General features: G+C 70.2%; 16 protein-coding genes. 11 read left to right on the top strand and 5 right to left on the bottom strand.

From position 1 onward, the window contains the following. Window positions 1-75: 75 nt before the first annotated feature. Window positions 76-486 carry a MarR family winged helix-turn-helix transcriptional regulator gene (locus tag M4J07_RS02575; RefSeq protein WP_255966655.1) on the top strand — a complete coding sequence of 137 codons (411 nt, stop codon included), beginning with the start codon at window positions 76-78 and terminating at the stop codon, window positions 484-486. A 36-nt stretch (window positions 487-522) separates the two neighbouring features. Here M4J07_RS02575 and M4J07_RS02570 read toward each other — a convergent pair whose 3' ends face one another. The 3 genes from M4J07_RS02570 to M4J07_RS02560 all read right to left on the bottom strand — a co-directional run bounded on the left by M4J07_RS02570 (window position 523) and on the right by M4J07_RS02560 (window position 3,477). Beyond that, on the bottom strand, window positions 523-1,263 hold the full coding sequence (locus M4J07_RS02570; protein WP_255966653.1) for a maleylpyruvate isomerase family mycothiol-dependent enzyme: 741 nt from the start codon (window positions 1,261-1,263) through the stop codon (window positions 523-525). Between the two features lie 49 nt (window positions 1,264-1,312). Beyond that, on the bottom strand, window positions 1,313-2,512 hold the full coding sequence (locus tag M4J07_RS02565) for an MFS transporter (RefSeq protein WP_255966651.1): 1,200 nt from the start codon (window positions 2,510-2,512) through the stop codon (window positions 1,313-1,315). 185 nt (window positions 2,513-2,697) lie between these two features. Further along, on the bottom strand, window positions 2,698-3,477 hold the full coding sequence (locus M4J07_RS02560; protein WP_255966649.1) for a DeoR/GlpR family DNA-binding transcription regulator: 780 nt from the start codon (window positions 3,475-3,477) through the stop codon (window positions 2,698-2,700). A 149-nt stretch (window positions 3,478-3,626) separates the two neighbouring features. Here M4J07_RS02560 and M4J07_RS02555 point away from each other — a divergent pair, with 149 nt between their 5' ends. Together M4J07_RS02555 and M4J07_RS02550 are read left to right on the top strand one after the other, a co-directional pair. Continuing rightward, the gene (locus M4J07_RS02555; protein ID WP_255966648.1) at window positions 3,627-4,511 is read left to right on the top strand and encodes an SIS domain-containing protein; all 885 of its coding nucleotides are present in this window, start codon (window positions 3,627-3,629) and stop codon (window positions 4,509-4,511) included. 34 nt (window positions 4,512-4,545) lie between these two features. Continuing rightward, window positions 4,546-5,397, top strand: coding sequence for a class II fructose-bisphosphate aldolase (locus M4J07_RS02550; protein WP_255966647.1), 852 nt, complete (start codon window positions 4,546-4,548; stop codon window positions 5,395-5,397). Here the strand turns inward: M4J07_RS02550 and M4J07_RS02545 are convergent. Both M4J07_RS02545 and M4J07_RS02540 read right to left on the bottom strand, forming a co-directional pair. Further along, entirely contained in the window at window positions 5,386-6,303 is a 918-nt protein-coding gene (locus M4J07_RS02545; protein WP_255966646.1) for a carbohydrate kinase family protein, read from the bottom strand. The two genes, M4J07_RS02550 and M4J07_RS02545, sit on opposite strands and share 12 nt — an antisense overlap. Window positions 6,304-6,444: 141 nt before the next feature. Next, the gene (locus M4J07_RS02540; protein ID WP_255966645.1) at window positions 6,445-7,473 is read right to left on the bottom strand and encodes a LacI family DNA-binding transcriptional regulator; all 1,029 of its coding nucleotides are present in this window, start codon (window positions 7,471-7,473) and stop codon (window positions 6,445-6,447) included. Between the two features lie 399 nt (window positions 7,474-7,872). Here M4J07_RS02540 and M4J07_RS02535 point away from each other — a divergent pair, with 399 nt between their 5' ends. The 8 genes from M4J07_RS02535 (at window position 7,873) to M4J07_RS02500 (ending at window position 24,511) form a co-directional block, all read left to right on the top strand. Next, entirely contained in the window at window positions 7,873-9,150 is a 1,278-nt protein-coding gene (locus tag M4J07_RS02535) for an extracellular solute-binding protein (RefSeq protein WP_255966643.1), read from the top strand. 132 nt (window positions 9,151-9,282) lie between these two features. After that, complete coding sequence (locus M4J07_RS02530) at window positions 9,283-10,290, top strand: carbohydrate ABC transporter permease (protein WP_255966642.1); 1,008 nt, start codon at window positions 9,283-9,285, stop codon at window positions 10,288-10,290. A gap of 22 nt (window positions 10,291-10,312) precedes the next feature. After that, the gene (locus M4J07_RS02525) at window positions 10,313-11,221 is read left to right on the top strand and encodes a sugar ABC transporter permease (protein WP_255966637.1); all 909 of its coding nucleotides are present in this window, start codon (window positions 10,313-10,315) and stop codon (window positions 11,219-11,221) included. A gap of 52 nt (window positions 11,222-11,273) precedes the next feature. Continuing rightward, window positions 11,274-12,932 (top strand): glycoside hydrolase family 13 protein, encoded by a 1,659-nt coding sequence (locus M4J07_RS02520; protein ID WP_255966635.1) that lies wholly within the window; start codon window positions 11,274-11,276, stop codon window positions 12,930-12,932. After that, window positions 12,920-13,975 (top strand): LacI family DNA-binding transcriptional regulator, encoded by a 1,056-nt coding sequence (locus M4J07_RS02515; RefSeq protein WP_255966632.1) that lies wholly within the window; start codon window positions 12,920-12,922, stop codon window positions 13,973-13,975. Before M4J07_RS02520 ends, M4J07_RS02515 begins: the two co-directional genes overlap by 13 nt. Before the next feature lie 309 nt (window positions 13,976-14,284). Further along, complete coding sequence (locus M4J07_RS02510) at window positions 14,285-15,985, top strand: carbohydrate-binding module family 20 domain-containing protein (RefSeq protein ID WP_255966629.1); 1,701 nt, start codon at window positions 14,285-14,287, stop codon at window positions 15,983-15,985. Between the two features lie 109 nt (window positions 15,986-16,094). Beyond that, entirely contained in the window at window positions 16,095-21,419 is a 5,325-nt protein-coding gene (gene pulA, locus M4J07_RS02505) for a pullulanase-type alpha-1,6-glucosidase (RefSeq protein WP_374214984.1), read from the top strand. Window positions 21,420-21,505: 86 nt separating this feature from the next. Next, on the top strand, window positions 21,506-24,511 hold the full coding sequence (locus tag M4J07_RS02500; protein WP_374214983.1) for a carbohydrate binding domain-containing protein: 3,006 nt from the start codon (window positions 21,506-21,508) through the stop codon (window positions 24,509-24,511). Window positions 24,512-24,552 lie beyond the last annotated feature (41 nt).

Raw genomic sequence — 24,552 nt, 5'->3', positions numbered from 1 at the left:
ACATGCGTATGCATTGACTGCAAGTGCATTTAATTCCGATGCAACAAAGTCTGACTTTTCTGCTACGGTGCGGTCATGGCGGCAGGAAAAGCGGAGGCGAGGGTCGCGACCGGCCTCGTCGACCAGTGGCGGGACATCCTCTCGGTGCACGCGCGCACGATGTGCGAACTCGACCGTGCGTTGCACCGGCACGGCCTGGGCGCCAGCGACTTCGAGGTGCTCGACGTGCTCGCCGAGGGCACGGCGGAGGACGGCACGTCCGGGTTCCGGGTGCAGGAGATCGCCGGGCAGGTCCATCTCAGCCAGAGCGCCCTGTCCCGACTCATCGGCCGCCTGGAGAAGGACGGTCTCGTGGAGCGCGGGATGTGCAGCGAGGACCGGCGCGGGGTGCGGGTCTGCCTCACCCCGAAGGGCCGCGACCTGCACGCCGAGGTGCGGCCGGTGCAGCGGGCCGTCCTCAGCCGGATGCTGGAGAGCGACGGCTGAGCGCCTGCGAACAGGCTCTGACGGCCCGTACCCGGGTCAGATCCCCGACCGCTCCCGCCACAGGGCCGCGAGGGCGGCGTCACCGGTGACGTCCGGGAACGGCAGCCGGTTCCACAGCGCCAGGTAGAGGCGGGCGGCGGGCCCCGCCACCTCGCAGTCCGCCGGGGCCGAGACGCCCCGCTCGGCCGCGGGCGGTTCCCCGGTGATGCGCACGGTCCAGGTGACGTCCGCGTCCGTCGCCCTGACCCGCAGCACCCGCGGCACGTCCGACCGCACCTTGCTGCGCGACCGCGCGTGGAAACCCGTGAGCAGCTCGTCGATCCCGTCCACCCCGAACTCCGTGGTGATCGGGTCGGGCTCGTCCCGGGAGACCCGGGTCAGCGCCGACTGGGCGTCGACCCGGTGCACCGTCGTCTCGTGCGCCTGCCGCCGTGCCCAGAACGCGAGCGGCGAGGGGGCGGGCAGGAACGCCCAGCAGTCCACGTCGGGGCGTGCCCCGCGCAGCGTGTCGAGCAACTGTCCGTGGCCCTCCCGGAACCAGGCCAGCAGCTCGTCGCCGTCGAGATGGTCGGGGTTCTCCAGCGGCTGGCGGGACTTGTGCCCCTCCGCGATGTGCGAGGCGGCCCAGCGGTGCACAGCGCCCTGGTGGCGCACCAGGTCCCGGACCTGCCAGCCGGGGCAGGTCGACACCTTCGCGTCGACACCCGCCTCCTCGGCGGCTGCCGCCAGCAACCGGCCCTCGGTGTCCACGACTCGTACGTGTTCGGCTGTCTCCATGCCGCCGAGTCTGCCGGTTCGAGGGCGTTCGATGGCGGGGTTCGGTGATTCAGGTGGTGGCCGTGTGCCGGGTGGCGAAGGCGATCGTCGCCGCCACCGCGGCCAGCAGTGCCACGCTCGTCAGGGCCGTCGGCAGCGAGAACCAGTCCGCCATGAAACCGATCGCGGGCGGCCCCAGCAGCATGCCGCCGTAGCCGAGGGTGGAGGCCGCGGCCACGCCCGTGGGGCCCGCCAGCGCTCCGGCGCGCTCGACGGCGACCGGGAAGATGTTCGCCAGGCCGAGTCCGGTGATCGCGAAGCCGACGAGGGCGAGCCATGCCCACGGCGCGAGCGAGCCGAGCAGCATCCCGGCGGCGCCCGTCGCCCCGCCGAACACCAGCGTCCGGGTCCTGCCCAGCCGTTCGAGCAGCGCCGTACCGGACAGCCGGCCGATGGTCATGGCGAACGCGAAGCACGCGTAGCTGGCGGCGGCGACGCCAGGCCGGGCCCCCAGGTCCTGCTCCATGTGCAGCGCGCTCCAGTCGGCGAGGGCCCCTTCGCCGTACGCCGTGCACAGCGCGATGAGCCCGAAGACGAGGACGAGACCGCGGACGTTGCGGTCGAGCCCGCGCGGCTGCGGCGTCCGGATCTGCTCGGGCGGCCGGGGCGAGGGGTGCCGCACCAGCGACGGCCCGGCCGCAGCGGTGACGACGAGGCCGATCACCGTGAGGGCGAGCAGGTGCCGGGTGGGGGAGAGGTGTCCGGCGACCAGTCCGCCGAGACCCGAACCGATCATGCCGCCGAGGCTGAAGGCGGCGTGGAAGCTGGGCATCACCGGCCGGCGCAGCGCGGCGACCAGATCCACGGCCGCGCTGTTCATCGCCACGTTGATGCCGCCGTACGCCGCGCCGAACACCACCAGCACGAGGCCGAGCGCGAGCGGTGTGTGCGTCAGCGGCGGCAGCGCCACGGTCAGCGGGAGGAGCACGCCGCAGCCCACGGTCACCGCGTGACTGCCGAACCGCCGGCACAGCCGTCCCGTCAGCATCATCGTGACGACCGCGCCCGCCGAGACGCCGAGCAGAGCGAGGCCGAGCTCACTGGCCGAGGCCCCGGTCTGCTCCTTGATGGCGGGGATCCGCACCACCCACCCGGCGAAGACGAAGCCGTCGAGGGCGAAGAAGACGGTGAGGACGATGCGCAGTCGCGTCAGGGACGTGGGTCGCGGGCCGTCGGCGGTGACGGTGGCGAGTTTGTTTAGTAGCGGCACAAAGTCAGGTTAGGGGTGGACTCTCGCTCTCGACAAGGGGGGTCGCAGTGTGGCGCGGAGCACGGAAAGAGGGAGGTGGGGCGGCTGAGTGAGGGAGGGGCGGGTGCGGCGGGGCACGGAAAAGCGCGCGGTGCCCGTGCACCGCGCGCCTGCTTGTCTCCTGGCCGGTCCGGCCGGCCCGCCGGTCAGACGGCGACGACCTGGACCCCCGCGTCCTCGAACCGGCCGAGCACCGCCTTGTCGGCCGCCGTGTCCGTGACGAGGATGTCCAGCTGTGCGACGTCGCAGATCCGCGCGAACGCCCGGTGGCCCAGCTTGCTGGAGTCCGCCGCGACCACCACGCGCTCCGCCCGCTCGCACAGCAGCCGGTTGATCGCGGCCTCCGCCTCGTCGTGCGCGGAGGCGCCCTGCTCGACGTCGAGACCGACGACACCGAGCACGGCCGTGTCCAGGGTGATCTGGCCGAGCACGCCGTCCGCGAGCGGGCCGATCAACTCGTACGACTGGGGGCGGGCGACCCCGCCGGTCAGCACGATCTTGAACTGGGGCCGCACGGCCAGCTCGTTGGCGATGTTCAGGGCGTTCGTGACGATCGTCAGGGCCGGGGTGCCGGAGGAGAGGTCGGACCGGACGGCGAGCGCCCTGGCCACCTCGGTGGTCGTCGTGCCGCCGGTCAGGCCCACCGCCTCGCCGGGGGTGAGGAGTTCGGCGACGGCCTTGGCGATCCGCTGCTTCTCGGAGGCGTTCCGTGCGGTCTTGTAGCGCAGCGGGAGCTCGTAGCTGACCCCGTGCACCACGGCGCCGCCGCGGGTGCGCACCAGCATCTGCTGCTCGGCGAGCTGGTCGAAGTCGCGGCGGATCGTGGCCGCGGAGACGCCCAGTTCACCCGCCGCTTCCTCGACGTCGAGCCGGCCGCGCTCGACGAGCAGCTCCAGGAGGGACTTCCAGCGGGCGTCGCGGGACATCCGCGGCCTCCAATCGTCTACGGACCCGGTCTGAGGACCCGGTCGGACAGACCCTAGCCGCTGTGCGCAGGAATGCTTGATTGTGCGTGAAAGCTAGCTATATCTTGCAGTAACGAGCATCAGCTGGGATCAAGGGAGTGGGGCACGGCATGAGTCATGTCGAGAACGAGCTGAACAGCCAGCCGGAGTGCTGGACGCGGGCCGCGGGTCTCGCCGTGCAGCACAAGGCGGCGCTGCCGGCCGCGGGGGAGCGGGTCGCCATCGTCGGCTGCGGCACCTCGTGGTTCATGGCGCAGGCCGCGGCCGTGCTGCGCGAGCAGGCGGGGCAGGGCGAGACGGACGCGTTCGCCGCGTCGGAGTTCCCGGCGGGCCGGACGTACGACCGGGTGATCGCGCTGACCCGCTCGGGCACCACCACCGAGGTCCTCGACCTGCTGGCCGCCCTCAAGGGCACGGTCCGCACGACCGCGATCACCGGCGACCCGAACACGCCGATCAGGACCGCGGCCGACGACCTCGTCGTGCTCGAGTTCGCCGACGAGCAGTCCGTGGTGCAGACCCGCTTCGCCACCACCGCGCTGACCCTGCTCCGCGCCCACCTCGGACTGCACACCGAGCAGGCCGTCGCCGACGCGCGCACCGCGCTCGCCGAGCCGCTGCCCGAAGGGCTCGTGGAGTGCGGCCAGTTCACGTTCCTGGGCCGTGGCTGGACCGTCGGTCTCGCCAACGAGGCCGCGCTGAAGATGCGTGAGGCGTCGCTGTCCTGGACCGAGGCGTACCCGGCGATGGAGTACCGGCACGGACCGATCAGCGTCACCACCGCCGGCACCGCCACCTGGATGCTCGGCGAGGCGCCCGAAGGGCTCGCCGAGCAGGTCGCCGCGACCGGCGCCCTCTGGGTCGAGGGCCGCCTCGAGCCGCTGGCCGAGCTGGTCCGCGCCCAGCGCCTCGCCGTCGCCGTCGCCGCGCGCCGGGAGCTCGACCCCGACCAGCCGCGCCACCTCACCCGCTCGGTGATCCTGGCCGACAACTGACCGCAGCAGTCCGGCACTCACGAAGGGAGGGGCAGTGCCCCTCGCAGCAACAGGGACGCTGGTCGGCGCGGCCGCGGACCGGCGCGGCGCCGTCGCCGCGTTCAACGTCATCACGCTCGAACACGTCGAGGCCGTCGTCGCGGGCGCCGAGGCCGTCGGCGCCCCCGTCGTCCTGCAGATCAGCGAGAACGCCGTCCGCTACCGCTACGGCCGGCTCCTGCCGCTGGCCCGAGCCGCGGCCGCCGTCGCCGAGGGGGCCGGGGTCGACGTCGCCCTCCACCTCGACCACGTACAGAGCGACGACCTGCTGCGGCAGGCCGCCGACGCCGGGTTCAGCTCGGTGATGTACGACGCCGCGCGCCTGCCCTACGACGAGAACCTCGCGGCCACCCGCGCCGCCGCCGACTGGGGCCATGCCAACGGGCTGTGGGTGGAGGCCGAACTGGGCGAGGTCGGCGGCAAGGACGGGCGGGGGCCGCTCGACGCGCACGCGCCCGGCGCCCGTACCGATCCCGGGGAGGCCCGCGCCTACGTCTCGGACGCTGGGGTCGACGCGCTCGCCGTCGCCGTCGGGTCCTCGCACGCCATGACGACCCGGACCGCCGCCCTCGACCACGACCTGCTCAAGCGGCTCGCCGACGGCCTCGACGTGCCGCTCGTGCTGCACGGCTCCTCCGGCGTCCCGGACGCCGAACTGACCGCGGCCGTGCGCGGCGGCATCGCGAAGGTCAACGTCGGCACGGCGCTGAACATCGCGATGACCGCGGCCATCAGGGAGTTCCTCGCGGCGCACCCCGACGCCGTCGACTCCCGCAAGTACCTCACGGTCGGGCGCGAGGCCATGACCCGTACCGTGAGCGAACTGATCACGGTGCTACAGGGCTGACGCCCGGGCGCAGGCGGCACGCAGACCGGGCAGGTCGATGAACTCGGTGTGCGTGCCCGCCGCGCCGCACGCGAACGCCCCGGACACCGATCCGGCGAGGACGCACTCTTCCACGGACCCGCCCTGGGACAGCGCGTGCAGGAAGGCGGTCACGAACGCGTCCCCCGCGCCGTTCGTGTCGACGACGGGACGCTCGGGCCGCACGGCGGGGAAGTGCCGGGACTTCTCCTCGCCGCGCTCCAGGACGTGGCACCCGGCGGCTCCGTCGGTCGCGACGACCAGCCGGGCCCGTCCCTGCGCCAGGATCGAGCGCAGCACCTCGTCGAGCCGGTCGTGGATCGCGGCCGCGCTGAGGAACACGTAGTCGGAGGCGAGCGCGTAGGCGCGGTGGTGCGGGTTCGTCCCGTCCCAGTCGTGCAGATCCGTCGAGCTGGGGATGCCGAGCCGGTGGACGTCGGCGTACATGTCCTTCGTGACGCCCGTGATGGACAGGTGCACGTGCCGGGCCCGCTCCAGGTACGGCAGGTAGAAGTCGCGTGGCAGCCGCAGGTCGGCCGGGTGGCGGCCGTCGAAGAAGGAGAAGCGGCGACCCTGCGCGTCGACGAGATTGACGCCCCGGGGCGTGCCGTGCGGCGTCACCACATGGCTGAAGTCGAGGCCGGCGGCGGCGTACGCGGCCAGGATCTGCTCTCCCTGGACGTCGTCGCCGAGGAAGTCGACGAACTTGGTGGTCATGCCCAGCGCGTGGGCGCCGAGCGCGACGCCGTTGCCGGTGTGGCCGACGTAGTCGCGCACGGGCGGCACGAACACCGAGTCGCCGGCCGGGATGCGCAGCTCCGGCACGCGGACGATGGTGTCCACGCCGGTGCCGCCCGCCACGAGGATGTCGTACGAGGTCGCTGTCATGGGTGTGCGGCTCCTGAACTGGCAGGTGTGGACGGGGTGTTGAGGGCCTCGGAGGCCGAGTGAAACATCGCCGTCACACGGCTGGCAAGAGCTTGCAGAAACTTTCAAGGCCGCTTTGCAGTGCTGCGACGGGCTCCGCCGTCAGGCCTTGCGGGTCGCCGGTCCCGCCGCCGTCGAGCCGCGCACCACGAGCTCCGGCATGAACACGAACTCCGTGTGCGGGGCGGGCGTGCCGCCGATCTCCTCCAGGACCGCGCGGACCGCCGCCTGGCCCATGGCCTGCACCGGCTGCCTGATGGTGGTCAGCGGCGGGTCGGTGAAGGCGATCAGTGGGGAGTCGTCGAAGCCGACGACCGAGACGTCCTGCGGGACCCGGTGGCCGGCCTGGCGGGCGGCGCGGATCGCGCCGAGCGCCATCATGTCGCTGGCGCAGACGATCGCCGTGCAGCCTTGCGCAAGGAGTGTCGTCGCCGCGGCCTGGCCGCCCTCCATCGTGTAGAGGGAGTGCTGGACCAGCGCCTCGCTCTGCTCGTCGGTGAGGCCGAACCGCTCGGCCATCCCCGCCTGGAAGCCCTCGATCTTGCGCTGCACCGGCACGAACCGACGCGGGCCGACCGCGAGCCCGATCCGGGTGTGGCCGAGCGAGGCGAGGTGCGCCACCGCGAGGCGCGTCGCGGCCCGGTCGTCGGTCGACACGAACGGCGCCTTGATCTGCGGCGAGAATCCGTTGACCAGTACGAACGGGATGCCCTGGCCGCGCAGTTGGTCGTAGCGCTGGGTGTCGGCGGTGGTGTCCGCGTGCAGCCCGGAGACGTAGATGATGCCGGAGACGCTGCGGTCCACGAGCATCTCGGTCAGCTCGTCCTCCGTGGACCCGCCGGGGGTCTGGGTGGCGAGCACCGGCGTGTACCCCTGACGCGTCAGCGCCTGGCCGATGACCTGCGCGAGGGCCGGGAAGATCGGGTTGTCGAGCTCCGGGGTGATCAGGCCGACGAGGCCCGCGCTGCGGGTACGCAAGCGCGGCGGCCGCTCGTAGCCGAGCACGTCGAGTGCGGCCAGTACGGATTCGCGGGTGCCGGTGGCCACGCCGGGCTTGCCGTTGAGCACGCGGCTGACTGTGGCTTCACTGACCCCCGCCTGGGCTGCGATGTCGGCGAGCCGCGCGGTCATGGAAGTGGACTGTACCGGTTACCTGCGGGAATGCCCACCAGTGAGGAGAAACCGCCCGCAGCGGCCCCGCTGGAAGCCGTTGCAGGAATCCGCGCGGCCGGGAATCGCCCCTCCGGCGCGACCAACTCACCCTCTTGCGACGAGAGTTGCGGACCTTTGATGGGCATTTGTCCCGCTCCGGGGAGGGGTGTCAAGCGATTCTTCGGCAACCTTCAGGACACGGCGATGTAACGATGACGAGCTCTTGCAGAAATTTCGCGCAAGCTCTTTCCGTCGGGCTTTCCGCGCTGTTACGTTCACGTCGCCCGGCGGCCGCAACGGTGCAGTCGGCGAGTCGGTCAGGGGAGCGGACGGGACCGTTCTCCGCCCACAGACGGGCTTTTACCCCTAGGAGATCTCATGCGGCGTGGCATAGCGGCCACTGCGGTGGTGGCGTCCCTCGCTCTCGCGGCGACGGCTTGCGGCGGAAGCGACGACGACGGCGGCAAGGCTTCCGGCCCGGTCACCATCACGTGGTGGGACACGTCGAACGCGACCAACGAGTCGCCCACGTACAAGGCCCTCGTGAAGGACTTCGAGAAGGCCAACCCGGACATCACGGTCAAGTACGTCAACGTGCCCTTCGACCAGGCGCAGAACAAGTTCGACACGGCGGCCGGCGCCAGCGGCGCCCCGGACGTGCTGCGCGCCGAGGTCGGCTGGACGCCCGCGTTCGCGAAGAAGAGCTACCTGCTGCCGCTCGACGGCACCGAGGCGCTCGCCGAGAAGGACAAGTTCCAGCCCAACCTGGTCAAGCAGGCCGAGTACGACGGCAAGACCTACGGCGTCCCGCTGGTCACCGACACCCTCGGGCTCGTCTACAACAAGGCCCTCTTCGAGAAGGCCGGCATCACCGAGGCGCCGAAGACCTGGGACGAGCTGAAGAAGGCCGCCGCCACCATCAAGGCGAAGACCGGCGTCGACGGCTACTGGGGCTCCGAGAAGGGCTACTACTTCCAGCCGTTCCTGCTCGGCGAGGGCACCGACACGATCGACGCCGCCGGCAAGAAGATCACCGTGAACTCGGCCGAGGGACAGAAGGCCGGCAAGACCTGGCTGAGCACCTTCAACGGCAAGGGCCTGCACAAGGCGGACGTCACCGCCGACTCCTACGCCCACCGCCAGGACGCCTTCGTCAACGGCAAGGTCGCCATGACGATCGAGGGCCCCTGGGAGGTCACGAACTTCTACAAGGGGTCGGCCTTCAAGGACAAGAACAACCTCGGTGTCGCCACCGTCCCGGCCGGCTCCACCGGCAAGGCGGGCGCCCCGACCGGCGGCCACAACCTCTCGGTGTACGCGGGCTCGGACAAGGCGCACCAGGACGCGTCGCTGAAGTTCGTCAAGTGGATGACCTCCGCGAAGACGCAGACCGCGATCGCGCTGAAGAACGCCACGCTGCCCACCCGTGACGACGCCTACACCGCCGACGTCACCAAGGACCCGGGCCTGGCCGGCTACCAGAAGGTGCTCGCCGCGGCGAGCCCGCGCCAGGAGCTGCCCGAGTACAGCTCGCTGTGGGGCCCGCTCGACACCGAGCTGCCCAAGGCCGCCAGCGGCAAGGAGGGCGTCGGCAAGGCCCTCTCCGACGTGGTGACCCAGTACGGCAAGCTCCTGCCGGACGGCTTCACGAAGTAGTCCCCCGATCAGGTGCCGCGGTCCCGCCCAGCAGCCCGCCCCGCGCGTGGGACCGCGGCACCCGCCGTACGGCTCCGTCGCCGTACGGCCCTGTGCACATTCCTGAAGCCGCAGACCAGAAGGTGTTCCCCCATGACTGTCGCCGTCGAGAGCCCGGCCGCCCCCAGCGGTGGTGACCGCGGCCGGCGCCCGGGCCTCATAGCCCGCGTCAAGAACGGATACCAGAAGCACTGGTACGCGTACGCGATGATCGCCCCGGTCGTCGTCGTGCTCGCCGTGATCGTGCTGTATCCCTTGGCGCGCGGCTTCTACCTGACGCTCACCGACGCCGACAGCCTCAACTCGGCCCGCACCATCGGCGTCAACCACATCGACGCCACCTACCAGTTCGTCGGCCTCGACAACTACGCCGACATCCTGTGGGGACCGACCGCCTACGACCGGTTCTGGTCGCACTTCATCTGGACGATCGTGTGGACGGCCTCCTGTGTCGTCCTGCACTACGTCATCGGCCTCGGCCTCGCGCTGCTGCTCAACCAGAAGAACCTGCGCGGCCGCACCGCCTACCGCATGATGCTGATCCTGCCGTGGGCCGTGCCGACGTTCGTCACCGTCTTCGCCTGGCGGTTCATGCTCGCCGACGCCGGTGTCATCAACACCACCCTGGACGCGCTCGGGATGCCCAGCCCGTCCTGGCTGGAGGACCCCTTCTTCCAGAAGCTCGCCGCGATCCTCGTCAACACGTGGTGCGGCGTGCCGTTCATGATGGTCTCGCTCCTCGGCGGCCTGCAGTCCATCGACGCCTCCCTGTACGAGGCGTCCGAGATGGACGGCGCGAACGCCTGGCAGCGCTTCCGCCACGTGACCCTGCCGGGCCTCAGGTCGGTCAGCTCCACGGTCGTGCTGCTCGGCATCATCTGGACGTTCAACCAGTTCGCGATCATCTTCCTGCTGTTCGGGAACACCGCGCCCGACGCGCAGATCCTCGTCACCTGGGCCTACCGGCTCGGCTTCGGCCAACAGCCGCGCGACTACGCCCAGTCCGCCGCGTACGGCGTGCTGCTGCTGTCGATCCTCATCGTGTTCACCTCCGTCTACCGCCGCTGGCTGAACCGCAATGACGTATCAGCCACCATCTGACGCCGCAGGAGGAGACACCGCCATGAGCACCCAGACCCTCACCAAGACCTCCGTCCCGGAGCCGCCGGCCGCGGCCGTCCCGCGGGTGAACGCGCCCCGCCGGGGCCGCCGCAGCCGCAGGGCGTCGATGCTGACCCACGCCGTGCTGATCGTGTCGAGCTTCGTCGCGCTCTTCCCGATCGGCTGGCTGATCTTCCTCTCGCTCGGCCCGGGCAAGGACGACTACCTCCACCCGTCGCGGATCCTCGACACGGCGACGCTCGGCAACTACTCGTACGTGCTGCAGCACACCAACTTCCTGAAGTGGCTGGGCAACACGCTCGTCGTGTCCCTCGGCACCACCGTGATCGGTGTGCTCGTCGCCGCGACCAGCGGCTACGCGGTCTCGCGCATGCGCTTCCCCGGCTACAAGAAGTTCATGTGGATCCTGCTGGTCACGCAGATGTTCCCGGTCGCGGTCCTCATGGTCCCGATGTACGTGATCCTGTCGGACCTCGGCCTCATCGACACCTACGCCGGCCTGATCGTCGTCTACCTGACGACGGCCGTGCCGTACTGCGCCTGGCTGATGAAGGGCTACTTCGACACGATCCCGCTGGAGATCGACGAGGCCGGCCGCGTCGACGGGCTCTCCCCGTTCGGCACGTTCTTCCGGCTCATCCTGCCGCTGGCCCGGCCGGGCCTGGCCGTCGCCGCCTTCTACACCATGATCACGGCGTGGAGCGAGGTCGCCTTCGCCAACACGTTCATGCTCGACGACCGCAAGTACACGCTCGCCGTCGGCCTGCAGACCTTCATCAGTGAGCACGACGCACAGAGCCAGTACATGGCCGCCACGGCCGTACTGATCGCCATCCCGATCTCCGCCGTCTTCTACCTCGTCCAGAAGAACCTGGTGACCGGCCTGACGGCGGGTGGCACCAAGGGCTGAACCACCCCGCACCATCGACCAGTTGTCCGGCCCCTCACGTTTCAAGGACGCCATGAGCCAGCAGCACTCCACGGACGTCTCCGCGACGCCCACCACGACCCGCGAGTCCACCGACTGGTGGCGGGACGCGGTCATCTACCAGGTCTACCCGCGCAGCTTCGCCGACAGCGACGGCGACGGGACGGGCGACCTGGAAGGCATTCGCCGTCGGCTGCCGTACCTGCGGGAGCTGGGCGTGGACGCGGTGTGGCTGTCCCCCTTCTACGCGTCGCCGCAGGCGGACGGCGGCTACGACGTCGCCGACTACCGGGCCGTCGACCCGATGTACGGCACGCTCCTGGACGCCGACGCGGTGATCAGGGACGCGCACGCGCTCGACCTGCGGATCATCGTCGACCTGGTCCCCAACCACTCCTCGGACCAGCACGAGTGGTTCAAGCGGGCCGTCGCCGACGGCCCCGGCTCCGCGCTGCGGGACCGCTACCACTTCCGCCCCGGCAAGGGCACGGACGGCGAACTGCCGCCCAACGACTGGGAGTCCATCTTCGGCGGCCCGGCCTGGACCCGCCTGCCGGACGGCGAGTGGTACCTCCACCTGTTCGCCCCCGAGCAGCCCGACCTGAACTGGGAACACCCCGCCGTCGCCGACGAGTTCCGCTCGATCCTGCGGTTCTGGCTCGACATGGGCGTCGACGGCTTCCGGATCGACGTCGCCCACGGCCTGGTGAAGGCCGAGGGCCTGCCCGACCTGGGCGGCCACGACCAGCTCAAGCTGCTGGGCAACGATGTCATGCCATTCTTCGACCAGGACGGCGTGCACCAGATCTACCGGACCTGGCGCCGGATCCTCGACGAGTACGACGGCGAGCGGATCTTCGTCGCCGAGGCGTGGACCCCGACCGTCGAGCGGACCGCGAACTACGTCCGACCCGACGAACTGCACCAGGCCTTCAACTTCCAGTACCTGGGCGCCCCGTGGGACGCGGCCGAACTGCGCAAGATCATCGACACGTCCCTCGACGCGATGCGGCCCGTGCACGCCCCGGCCACCTGGGTCCTCTCGAACCACGACGTGACCCGGCACGCCACCCGGTACGCGAACCCGCCCGGCGGCACCCAGATCCGCACCGCCGGCGACCGCGAGCTCGGCCTGCGCCGCGCCCGCGCGGCGACCCTGCTGATGCTGGCCCTGCCCGGCTCCGCGTACGTCTACCAGGGCGAGGAGCTCGGCCTGCCCGACGTCACCGACCTGCCGGACGAGGTCCGCCAGGACCCGTCCTTCTTCCGTGCCCAGGGCCAGGACGGGTTCCGCGACGGCTGCCGCGTGCCGATCCCGTGGACCCGCACGGGCTCCTCGTACGGCTTCGGCGACGGCGGCAGCTGGCTGCCCCAGCCCGACACCTGGGGCGAGCTCAGTGTCGAGGCGCAGACCGGGGTCTCCGGCTCGACCCTCGAGCTGTACCGCTCCGCGCTCGCCCTGCGACGGGAGACCGCGGGCCTCGGTGCGGGCGAGAGCGTCACCTGGCACGACGGCGCGCCCGCGGGGCTGCTGCACTTCGAGCGGCCCGGCTTCGCCTGCACCGTCAACACCACCGGCGCCCCGGTGCGCATCCCCGCGCCCGGCACGGCCCTGCTCGCCAGCTCGCCGGTCGAGGTGACCGACGGCGAGATCGAGCTGCCCGCGGACTGCACGGTCTGGTGGGCCGCGTGACGATCTCTGTGCCGCGGGGTGCCGAGAACGGCACCCTGCGGCTCCAGGACATCGCCACGCAGGCCCAGGTCAGCGAGGCCACCGTCAGCCGGGTGCTGAATGGCAAACCCGGCGTCGCCGCCGCGACCCGGCAGCGGGTGCTCGCCGCCCTGGACGTCCTCGGGTACGAGCGTCCGGTGCGGCTGCGGCAGCGCAGCGCGGGGCTGATCGGGCTGGTCATCCCCGAGTTGACCAACCCCATCTTCCCCGCGTTCGCGCAGGTCATCGAGCAGGTCCTGGCCGGCTACGGATACACGCCCGTGCTCTGCACCCAGATGCCGGGCGGCTCCACCGAGGACGAGCTCGTCGAGCAGCTGGAGGAGCGCGGGGTCAACGGCATCGTGTTCCTGTCCGGGCTGCACGCCGACACGACGGCGGACCCGGCGCGCTACGCGCGCCTCGCCGAGCGCAAGGTGCCGTTCGTCCTCATCAACGGCTTCAACGAGCACGTCAACGCGCCCTTCGTGTCGCCCGACGACCGGTCGGCGGCGCGGATGGCCGTCCGGCACCTCATCGACCTGGGGCACGAACGCATCGGCCTGGCCATCGGCCCGACCCGGTTCGTGCCCTCGCGGCGCAAGGCGGAGGGTTTCGTCGCCGCGCTGCACGCCTTCCTCGGCCTGCCCCACGACGAGGCGGAGGGGCTGATCCAGCGCACCCTGTTCACCGTGGAGGGCGGCCACGCGGCCGGCGGCGCGCTCCTCGACCAGGGCTGCACCGGCATCGTCTGCGGCAGTGACCCCATGGCGCTCGGCGTCATCCGGGCCGTCCGGGAGCGCGGTCTCGACGTGCCGCGGGACGTCTCGGTGATCGGCTTCGACGATTCGCCGCTCATCCCGTTCACCGACCCGCCGCTGACCACGGTGCGCCAGCCGGTGCAGGCGATGGCGACGGCGGCGGTCGGGGCGCTCCTGGAGGAGATCGGCGGAACGCCCGTGCAGCGCACGGAGTTCGTGTTCCAGCCCGAGCTGGTCGTCCGGGGATCCACCGCGGCGGCTCGCTGAACGTCTGGCGCTCCGGTCCGGACGCCGGGCGCGTGGAACCCGGCGTGACCGGGTCCTCGGCGCCGGACCGGAAGCGTGGTTGAACGTAACACCGATGCAACGCTTGCGTAAGACCTTGCAAGCGAAGTTCCCCAATTTCCCGGGCCTGTTGAGAAGGGTGTGCCGGGAGGGTTGACCAGCACGCCGGGGCCTCGTACGGTCACGACCGCAATCACTTGCAGCAAGAAGATGTAAGACGATCGGTCGTGATCGTTACCCCCCAACGGCCTTACGGGCATGGCGCGTTGCCCCTTCGCATCAGGAGGAACCATGGCCAGAAAGTCCGTGGCCGCAGCACTCGCCGTCCTCGCGGGAGCCGCCGCGGCCGTCACGATCCCGGCCCCGGCCCAGGCGGCGCCGCCCGGTGAGAAGGACGTCACCGCGGTGCTCTTCGAGTGGAACTTCGCCTCGGTCGCCAAGGAGTGCACCACCACCCTCGGCCCGGCCGGATACGGCTACGTCCAGGTCTCCCCGCCGCAGGAGCACATCCAGGGCTCCCAGTGGTGGACCTCGTACCAGCCCGTCAGCTACAAGATCGCCGGCCGGCTCGGCGACCGCGCCGCCTTCAAGAGCATGGTCGACACCTGCCACGCGGCGGGCGTGAAGGTCGTCGCCGACAGCGTCATCAACCACATGTCCGCCGGATCCGGCACCGGCACCGGCGGCTCCTCGTACACCAAGTACGACTACCCGGGCGTCTACTCCGCCGCCGACATGGACAACTGCACGGCGACGATCAGCAACTACCAGGACCGCACCAACGTCCAGGAGTGCGAACTCGTCGGCCTCGCGGACCTCGACACCGGCGAGGACTACGTGCGCGGCAAGATCGCCGGCTATCTGAACGACCTGCTCTCCCTCGGCGTCGACGGGTTCCGGATCGACGCCGCCAAGCACATGGCGGCGGCCGACCTCGCGAACATCAAGTCCCGGCTCACCAAGCCGGACGCGTACTGGAAGCAGGAGGCCATCTACGGCGCCGGGGAGGCGGTCTCGCCCAGCGAGTACCTCGGCAACGGCGACGTCCAGGAGTTCCGCTACGCCCGCGACCTCAAGCGCGTCTTCACCAGCGAGAACCTCGCCTACCTGAAGAACTTCGGCGAGTCCTGGGGCTACATGTCCTCGGGCAAGTCGGCCGTGTTCGTCGACAACCACGACACCGAGCGCGGCGGCGACACCCTCAACTACAAGGACGGCGCCAACTACACCCTGGCGAACGTCTTCATGCTGGCCTGGCCCTACGGCTCGCCCGATGTGCACTCCGGCTACGAGTGGACCGACAAGGACGCGGGCCCGCCCAACTCCGGTGCGGTCAGCGCCTGTTACACCGACGGCTGGAAGTGCCAGCACGCCTGGCGGGAGATCTCCTCCATGGTGGGCTTCCGCAACGCCGCGCGCGGCGAGGCCGTCACCGACTGGTGGGACAACGGCGGCGACCAGATCGCCTTCGGACGCGGCGCCAAGGCCTACGTCGCCCTCAACCACGAGAGCGCGTCGCTGACCCGCACCTTCCAGACGTCGCTGCCCGCCGGTGACTACTGCGACGTGCAGAGCGGCAAGGGCGTCACCGTGAACGCGTCGGGCCAGTTCACCGCCACCCTCGCGGCGAACACCGCGCTCGCCCTGCACGTCGGCGCGAAGACCTGCGGCAGCGGCTCCACCACCGACCCCGAACCGGCCGCCGGCGCCTCCTTCAGCGTCAACGCCACCACCTCCTGGGGCGAGAACATCTACGTCACCGGGAACAAGACCCAGCTGGGCGACTGGAACACCGGCAACGCCCTCAAGCTGGACCCGGCCGCGTACCCCGTCTGGAAGCTCGACGTCGGCCTGCCCGCCGGGACGTCCTTCGAGTACAAGTACCTGCGCAAGGACGCGAACGGCACCGTGACGTGGGAGAGCGGCGCGAACCGCACCGCCACCGTCTCCTCCTCCGGCACCGTCGCCCTGTCCGACACCTGGCGCAGCTGACCACCTCCACCTCTGCTCGGCCGACCGTCCGGCGCCCCGCCTCCCCGCAGGCGCCGGGCGGTCGGCCGTGCCCGGCACGACCCAGCACAGTCCAGAGAGGCCCCTCAAGGTGAACCGAAGAAGAGGCGCGCTCGGCGCGTCACGGAAGGCGGCGGCCGCGGCGGCCGTCACGGCGCTGCTCGCCACCGCGCTGCACACGGCCACATCGGCGTCCGCGGCGCCCGCCCCGCCGAAACCCCCGTCCGACGCGAAGCTGGCCGCCGAACCGGCCCGCCACGACGCGACCGACGAGCAGTTCTACTTCGTCCTGCCCGACCGGTTCGCCAACGGTGACACCGGCAACGACAAGGGCGGACTCACCGGCAGCCGCACCGCCACCGGGTACGACCCCACCGACAAGGGCTTCTACCAGGGCGGCGACCTCAAGGGCCTGACCAAGCGGCTCGACTACATCAAGGACCTCGGCACCACCTCCATCTGGATGGCGCCGATCTTCAAGAACAAGCCCGTCCAGGGCGAGGGCAAGGACGCGTCGGCCGGCTACCACGGCTACTGGATCACCGACTTCACCCAGGTCGACCCGCACTTCGGTACCAACAAGGACCTGGAGACCCTCATCGCCAAGGCGCACGCCAAGGGCATGAAGGTCTTCTTCGACGTCATCACGAACCACACCGCCGACACCGTCGACTACGCGGAGAAGAAGTACGGCTACCGCCCCAAGGGCGCCTTCCCGTACCTCGACAGCGCGGGCCGGCCCTTCGACGACAGCCGGGGCATGGCGAAGGTCGACGCCGACGCGTTCCCGTACACACCCAAGAACACGGGCGAGATGGTGCCGTCCTGGCTCAACGACCCGACGATGTACCACAACCGCGGCGACTCCACCTGGGAGGGCGAGTCCGCCACGTACGGCGACTTCAACGGCCTGGACGACCTGTGGACCGAGCGGCCCGAGGTCGTCAAGGGAATGCGGGACATCTACCAGAAGTGGGTCCACGACTTCGACATCGACGGGTTCCGCATCGACACCGTCAAACACGTCGACCTGGACTTCTGGACCCAGTGGGCGACGGCCCTCGACACGTACGCCGCGAAGCAGGGGCGTGACGACTTCTTCATGTTCGGCGAGGTCTACTCCGCCGACACCGACGTCACCTCGCCCTACGTGACGCGCGGCCGCCTCGACGCCACCCTCGACTTCCCGTTCCAGGACGCGGCCCGCGCCTACGCCTCGCAGGGCGCGAGCGCCGACCGGCTCGCCAAGGTCTTCGCCGACGACTACAAGTACGCGTCCGACAAGGCCAACGCCTACGAGCAGGTCACCTTCCTCGGCAACCACGACATGGGTCGCATCGGCACCTTCCTGAAGGCCGACAACCCCAAGGCGTCGGACGCCGAACTGCTGAAGCGCGACAAGCTCGCCAACGAGGTGATGTTCCTGTCGCGCGGCAACCCCGTCGTCTACTACGGCGACGAACAGGGCTTCACGGGCGCGGGCGGCGACAAGGACGCCCGCCAGACGATGTTCGGCTCGAAGGTCGACGACTACCTCGACGACGACGAGATCGGCACCGACCGCACCCACGCCGACGACGCGTACGACACCACGCACCCGCTGTACCAGTCGATCGCCGCGCTGGCGAAACTGCGCAAGGCGAACCCAGGACTGACCGACGGGGCCCAGCAGGAGCTCTACGCCAAGGACTCCGTGTACGCCTTCTCCCGGACGGGCGAGGACGACCGCGAGTACGTCGTCGCGGTCAACAACGCCACCGAGGCGAAGACCGTCACCCTTCCCGTCGAGTCCGCGACGTTCCTTGCCCTGTACGGGGGTTCGGGCAAGGAGACGGCCACCGGCGGCACCGTCACGGTGACCGTACCCGCCCTGTCGTCCCTGGTGCTGCGCGCCGAGGGCCGGCTGCCCGCGCCGACGGCGAAGCCCACGCTGTCGCTGAAGGCCCCGGCCGCCGGCGCCACCGGCACCGTCACGCTCAGCGCCGACCCGGGGGACACCGCATCGGCCCGCGTCGTCTTCGCCGCACAGGTCGGCAACGGCGCGTGGCGCACCCTCGGCTCCGTCGACCACGCCCCGTACAAGATCACGCAGTACCTGCCCGAGACGGTGTCCGCCGGAACGGCGCTGCGGTACAAGGCAGTTGTGGTGGACCGCGCCGGACGGACCGCGAGCGCCCTCGCCGACACGACGGCGGGGCAGGCGCCCGCGGCCGAGAAGCCGAGCGCCGTCGACCGGGACTACGCGATCGTCCACTACAAGCGCACGGACGGCGACTACACCGGCTGGACCCTCACGTCCGGTGACGGCACGGGGGAGTTCAGCGGCCGCGACGCGTACGGTGCCTTCGCCTGGGTGAAGGTTCCCGACGGCGCGTCCTCCCTGACGTACTCGGTCGAGAAGTCCGGCACCGCCGACGGCGGCGAGCGGACCGTCGACCTGGCGAAGACCGGTGAGGTCTGGGTCGAGCAGGGCAAGGACGGCCAGGCGACCACGAAGCCGGACGGCGTGTACCCGGCCCCCGACAAGACCAAGGCGATCATCCACGTCCACCGGGCCGACGGTGACTACGACGGCTGGGGCCTGCACGCCTGGACGGGTGCCGCGAACCCCACCGACTGGTCGAAGCCGCTCCAGCCCACCGGCAAGGACGCCTACGGCGTCACCTTCGAGGTGCCGCTGGCGGACGGCGCCACCTCGCTCAACTACATCGTCCACAAGGGCGACGAGAAGGACATCCCCACCGACCGCTCGCTCGACCTGACGACGTACGGGCACGAGGTGTGGCTGAACTCCGGCGACACCACCTACCTGCTCCCGTCGGTCGGTTCGGCCCCCGAACTCGACCTCACCAAGGCGCAGGCGCAGTGGATCGACGCGGACACCGTCGTCCTGCCGAAGGAGAAGGCGAGCGGTTCCGCGCTCTCCACGCAGCTGGTGTACGCCCGCGACGGCGGCATCACCGTGAAGGACGGCGCGCTCAGCAGCGAGGGACGGTGGCTGCGCCTCCAGGCGTCGTCGCTCAGTGACGCGCAGAAGGCGAAGTTCCCGCACCTGAAGGACTACGCCGCGTTCACCGTGGACGCCCGCGACCGTGACCGGATCCGCGAGGCGCTGGCCGGCCAGACCGTCCTCACCCAGCGCATCGGCAACGGCGCCCTGGTCACCGGGACGGGCGTGCAGACGCAGGGCGTCCTCGACGACCTGTACGGCGCGAAGGCCGCGAAGGCATCCCTGGGGCCGGTGTTCAAGGACGGCAGGGTCACCCTGTCCGTGTGGGCGCCGACCGCGCACGACGTGCAGCTGGAACTCGGCGGCAAGAACGTGGCGATGCGCCGCGACGACGCGAGCGGTGTATGGTCCGTGACCGGCTCCGCGAAGGCCTGGAGCGGCGAGAAGTACCGGTACGCGGTGACGGTGTGGGCGCCGAGCGTCCAGAAGCTCGTCACCAACGAGGTCACCGACCCGTACTCGGTGGCCCTGACCACCGACTCCGAGCGCAGCCTCGTCGTCGACCTCGACGACAAGTCCCTCGCACCCAAGGGCTGGACGGGCCTGAAGAAGCCCGCCGCCGTCCCGATGAAGGACGCGCAGATCCAGGAACTGCACATCCGCGACTTCTCCGCCGAGGACAGCACCAGCAAGCACCCCGGCACGTACCTCGCCTTCACCGACAAGGACAGCGACGGCTCCAAGCACCTGCGCGAGCTCGCGAAGTCCGGCACGTCGTACGTGCACCTGCTGCCCGCCTTCGACATCGCCACGATCCCCGAGAAGAAGTCCGAGCAGACCACCCCCGACTGCGACCTGGCCTCCTACGCCGCCGACAGCGACAAGCAGCAGGAGTGCGTGGCCAAGTCCGCCGCCAAGGACGCCTACAACTGGGGCTACGACCCGTACCACTACACGGTCCCCGAGGGCTCGTACGCCAGTGACCCGGACGGCACCGCCCGCACCGTCGAGTTCCGCGACATGGTCAAGTCACTGAACGAGGACGGGCTCCGCGTCGTCATGGACGTGGTCTACAACCACACCACCAGCAGCGGCCAGGCCGACACGTCCGTGCTCGACAAGATCGTGCCGGGCTACTACCAGCGGCTCCTGGCCGACGGCTCCGTCGCCAACTCGACGTGCTGCGCCAACACCGCGCCCGAGAACACGATGATGGGCAAGCTCGTCGTCGACTCGATCGTCACCTGGGCCAAGGAGTACAAGGTCGACGGCTTCCGCTTCGACCTGATGGGCCACCACCCCAAGGCCAACATCCTCGCCGTCCGCAAGGCGCTCGATGCCCTGACCGTCGCGAAGGACGGCGTCGACGGCAAGAAGATCATCCTCTACGGAGAGGGCTGGAACTTCGGCGAGATCGCCGACGACGCGCGCTTCGTGCAGGCCACGCAGAAGAACATGGCGGGCACCGGCATCGCCACGTTCTCCGACCGGTCCCGTGACGCGGTGCGCGGAGGCGGCCCCTTCGACGAGGACCCGGGCGTGCAGGGCTTCGCGAGCGGCCTCTACACCGACCCGAACTCCTCGACGGCGAACGGCACGTCGGCCGAGCAGAAGGCGCGCCTGCTGCACTACCAGGACCTCATCAAGGTCGGCCTGTCCGGAAACCTCGCTGCCTACGAGTTCACCGACACCGACGGCAAGAAGGTCAAGGGTTCCGGCGTCGACTACAACGGAGCGCCCGCCGGCTACGCGGACGCCCCCGGCGACGCCCTCGCCTACGCGGACGCCCACGACAACGAGTCGCTGTACGACGCGCTGACGTACAAGCTGCCCGCCACGACGAGCGCGGCCGACCGCGCCCGCATGCAGGTTCTCGCCATGGCCACCGCCTCCCTGTCGCAGGGCCCGGCCCTGTCCCAGGCGGGCAGCGACCTGCTCCGCTCCAAGTCGCTCGACCGGAACTCGTTCGACAGCGGCGACTGGTTCAACGCGATCCACTGGGACTGCCGCGCGGGCAACGGCTTCGGCCGCGGCCTGCCCCCGGCCGCCGACAACAAGGACAAGTGGCCCTACGCCAAACCCCTGTTGACGTCGGTACAGGCACCGGGCTGCCCGGAGATCACCGGGGCGTCCGCCGCGTACCAGGAGCTCCTGAAGATCCGCACGGACGAGTCCGCCTTCCACTTGTCCACGGCCGGGCAGGTCCAGAAGGAGCTGTCCTTCCCGCTCTCCGGCAAGGACGAGACGCCGGGCGTCATCACGATGCGCCTCGGCGACCTGGTGGTCGTCTTCAACGCGACCCCGAAGAGTCAGGAGCAGACGGTCGCCGGCCTCGCCGGTGACGCCTACCGCCTGCACCCGGTCCAGGCCGGAGGCGCCGACAAGGTCGTCAAGTCGGCGTCGTACAGCAAGAGTTCGGGGACCTTCACGGTCCCCGCACGCACCGTCGCGGTCTTCACCCGCTGATACCCCGCCGGTCGTCCCCCTCGAGGCGCGCGAGGGGGACGACCGCCGTCAGGCCGCACTGCCGCGGCCCCGACCGAGGAGTTCACGTGAACCTCTCCGCACGACCACGTACGCGCCGTCACAGACTTCGCCCCCTGGGCCTCGTGCTCGCGGTGATCGCCGCCCTCCTGGTGACGCTCCTGCCGGGCACCCCGTTCGGCGGCGTCCCCGCGAGTGCCGCCGACACGAACACGGCCACCGTCTACTACTCCACGACCAGCACCAACTGGGCCGCCTACAAGCTGCATTGGGCGCCGACCGGCGGAACCTGGACGACCGTGCCGGGCGTCGCCATGGAGGCCGCCTGCACCGGCTGGGTGAAGAAGACCGTCGACCTCGGTACCGCCACCACGTGGCAGGCGACCTTCAACAACGGCAACGGCACCTGGGACAACAACGGCGGCAACAACTACCAGTTGGGCACCGGGCTGATCACCGTCAAGGACGGTGTCGTCGCCCACAGCGACCCGTGCGCCGGCACCGAGCCCGCCGAGGGCAACGCCGCCACGGTCTACTACGAGACCACGACCATCAACTGGGCCGCCTACAACCTCCATTGGGCGCCGACCGGCGGCACCTGGACGACCGTCCCCGGTGTCGGCATGGAGGCCGCCTGCACCGGCTGGGTGAAGAAGACCGTCGACCTGGGGGCCGCCACCACGTGGCAGGCGACCTTCAACAACGGCAACGGCACCTGGGACAACAACAACGGCGGCAACTACCAGCTCGGCAAGGGCATCAACACCGTCAGGGCAGGCACCGCCACCAAGGACGCGAAGGACCCGTGCGCGGCCGCCGAACCCGACACCACCGCGCCCTCCGCACCCGGCAACGTCAAGGCGGCGGCCACCGGCACCGCCATCGTCCTGACCTGGGACGCGGCCACCGACGACACGGGCGTCACCGGCTACCAGATCACCCGCACCGGCGGCTCCAAGGGCACCTCCGTCATCGCCGCCACCTCCACCGTGTACTCCGACACGGGACTCGAGGCGAAGACCGCGTACACGTACACGGTCAAGGCGCTGGACGCCGCCGGGAACGCCTCGGCGGCGAGCGCGGAGGCGAAGGCCACCACCGGCGAGCAGCCCGCACGGACCACGGGCACCCCGCTCGGCGGCGACCCCCGCAAGGACCCCATCTACTTCGTGCTCACCGCCCGCTTCTACGACGGGGACAGCTCCAACAACCGGGGTGGCAGCCAGCACAAGAAGACCGGCAACGAGGCCAACAACGACCCCATGTTCCGCGGCGACTTCAAGGGCCTGGTCGAGAAGCTCGACTACATCAAGGGCCTCGGCATGTCCGCCGTCTGGATCACCCCGGTCGTCCTCAACCGCTCCGACTACGACTACCACGGGTACCACGGGTACGACTTCTACAAGGTCGACCCGCGCCTCGAATCCGCCGGTGCCTCCTACCAGGACCTGATCGACGCCGCCCACGCCAAGGGCATGAAGATCTACCAGGACGTCGTCTACAACCACTCCTCGCGCTGGGGCGCCAAGGGCCTGTACACGCCGACCGTGTACGGCGTCCGTGACGACCAGTGGAGCTGGTACTACGACCAGAAGCAGGACGGCTTCGAGTACGACGGCCTGACGGTCGAGCCGGTCTCCGGCAAGTCGTACTACAACGGCGACATGTGGTCGACGGCCGAGCCGAGCGGCAACACCTGCCTCAACTGGGGCAAGCCCACCGGCGCCAAGAGTCCCGAGGGCTACACCATCTACAACTGCCAGTGGCCCAGCCCGACATCGGGCATGTTCCCCAAGTCCCTCTACCACCAGTGCTGGATCGGCAACTGGGAGGGCGAGGACTCCCGTTCGTGCTGGCTGCACGAGGACCTCGCCGACTTCGACACGGAGAACGCGCAGGTGCAGAACTACCTGATCGGCGCCTACGACAAGTACATCGACATGGGCGTCGACGGCTTCCGCGTCGACACGGCCGTGCACATCCCGCGCGTCACCTGGAACCGCCGCTTCCTGCCCGCGATCCAGGAACGCGTCACGCAGCGCTTCGGGGCCGAGAAGGCCAAGGACTTCTTCGTCTTCGGCGAGGTCGCCGCCTTCGTCAACGACAAGTGGAACCGCGGCTCGGTCAACCACTCCGCGCAGTTCTACACCTGGAAGGAACGCAAGGAGTACGCCGCCGACGACGAGAAGGCGGCCCTGGAACAGTACGACTACGAGGAACAGCTGGGCACCGGCAGCCAGCCGACGTCCACCAACGCCTTCCTCGACGGGAACAGCTACCACACGCCCGATCACAGCAAGTTCTCCGGCATGAACATCATCGACATGCGCATGCACATGAACTTCGGCGACGCCTCCAACGCCTACAACAACGGCAAGGACTCGGACGACTCGACCAACGACGCCACCTACAACGTCGTCTACGTCGACAGCCACGACTACGGGCCGAACAAGAGCAGCGAACGCTACGCGGGCGGCACCGACGCCTGGGCCGAGAACATGGCGCTGATGTGGACGTTCCGCGGCATCCCGACGCTGTACTACGGCTCGGAGACCGAGTTCCAGAAGGGCCAGAAGATCGACTGCGGCACCACGTGCCCGCTGGCGACGACCGGCCGCGCCTACTACGGCGACAAACTGGAGGGCAGCGTCACCGCCTCCGGCTTCGGCACGGTCTCCAGCGCGTCCGGCGCCGTCGCCACCACCCTCGACGCGCCGCTGGTCAAGCACGTCCAGCGGCTCAACCAGATCCGCCGGGCCGTGCCCGCCCTCCAGACGGGCCAGTACTCGACGGCCGACATCAGCGGGAACATGGCGTTCAAGCGGCGCTACACCGACACCGCGACCGGCGTCGACAGCTTCGCGCTGGTGGCCGTCACCGACGGCGCCACGTACAGGAACATCCCGAACGGGACCTACAAGGACGCCGTCACCGGCGACGTGCGGACCGTCACCGACGGCACCCTCACCGTGGCCGCACCCGGCAAGGGCAATCTGCGGGTGTACGTCCTGGACCTGGGCGGCAAGAACGCGGCGCCGGGCAAGGTCGGCACCGCGGGCCCGTACCTGAAGTAGCGCGGACGGACCCATCGGCCCGGGCACGGGCCGGTGGGTCC

The organism is Streptomyces longispororuber (assembly GCF_024448165.1).
Classification (GTDB): domain Bacteria; phylum Actinomycetota; class Actinomycetes; order Streptomycetales; family Streptomycetaceae; genus Streptomyces; species Streptomyces longispororuber_A.
This window is presented reverse-complemented; position numbering and strand designations above follow the sequence as displayed.

Excerpts from the sequence above, each read along its gene's own strand:
- M4J07_RS02575 (WP_255966655.1), top strand. The coding sequence starts at position 76 with ATGGCGGCAGGAAAAGCGGAGGCGAGGGTCGCGACCGGCCTCGTCGAC.
- M4J07_RS02570 (WP_255966653.1), bottom strand. The coding sequence starts at position 1,263 with ATGGAGACAGCCGAACACGTACGAGTCGTGGACACCGAGGGCCGGTTG.
- M4J07_RS02560 (WP_255966649.1), bottom strand. The coding sequence starts at position 3,477 with ATGTCCCGCGACGCCCGCTGGAAGTCCCTCCTGGAGCTGCTCGTCGAG.
- M4J07_RS02555 (WP_255966648.1), top strand. The coding sequence starts at position 3,627 with ATGAGTCATGTCGAGAACGAGCTGAACAGCCAGCCGGAGTGCTGGACG.
- M4J07_RS02545 (WP_255966646.1), bottom strand. The coding sequence starts at position 6,303 with ATGACAGCGACCTCGTACGACATCCTCGTGGCGGGCGGCACCGGCGTG.
- M4J07_RS02540 (WP_255966645.1), bottom strand. The coding sequence starts at position 7,473 with ATGACCGCGCGGCTCGCCGACATCGCAGCCCAGGCGGGGGTCAGTGAA.
- M4J07_RS02535 (WP_255966643.1), top strand. The coding sequence starts at position 7,873 with ATGCGGCGTGGCATAGCGGCCACTGCGGTGGTGGCGTCCCTCGCTCTC.
- M4J07_RS02530 (WP_255966642.1), top strand. The coding sequence starts at position 9,283 with ATGACTGTCGCCGTCGAGAGCCCGGCCGCCCCCAGCGGTGGTGACCGC.
- M4J07_RS02525 (WP_255966637.1), top strand. The coding sequence starts at position 10,313 with ATGAGCACCCAGACCCTCACCAAGACCTCCGTCCCGGAGCCGCCGGCC.
- M4J07_RS02520 (WP_255966635.1), top strand. The coding sequence starts at position 11,274 with ATGAGCCAGCAGCACTCCACGGACGTCTCCGCGACGCCCACCACGACC.
- M4J07_RS02510 (WP_255966629.1), top strand. The coding sequence starts at position 14,285 with ATGGCCAGAAAGTCCGTGGCCGCAGCACTCGCCGTCCTCGCGGGAGCC.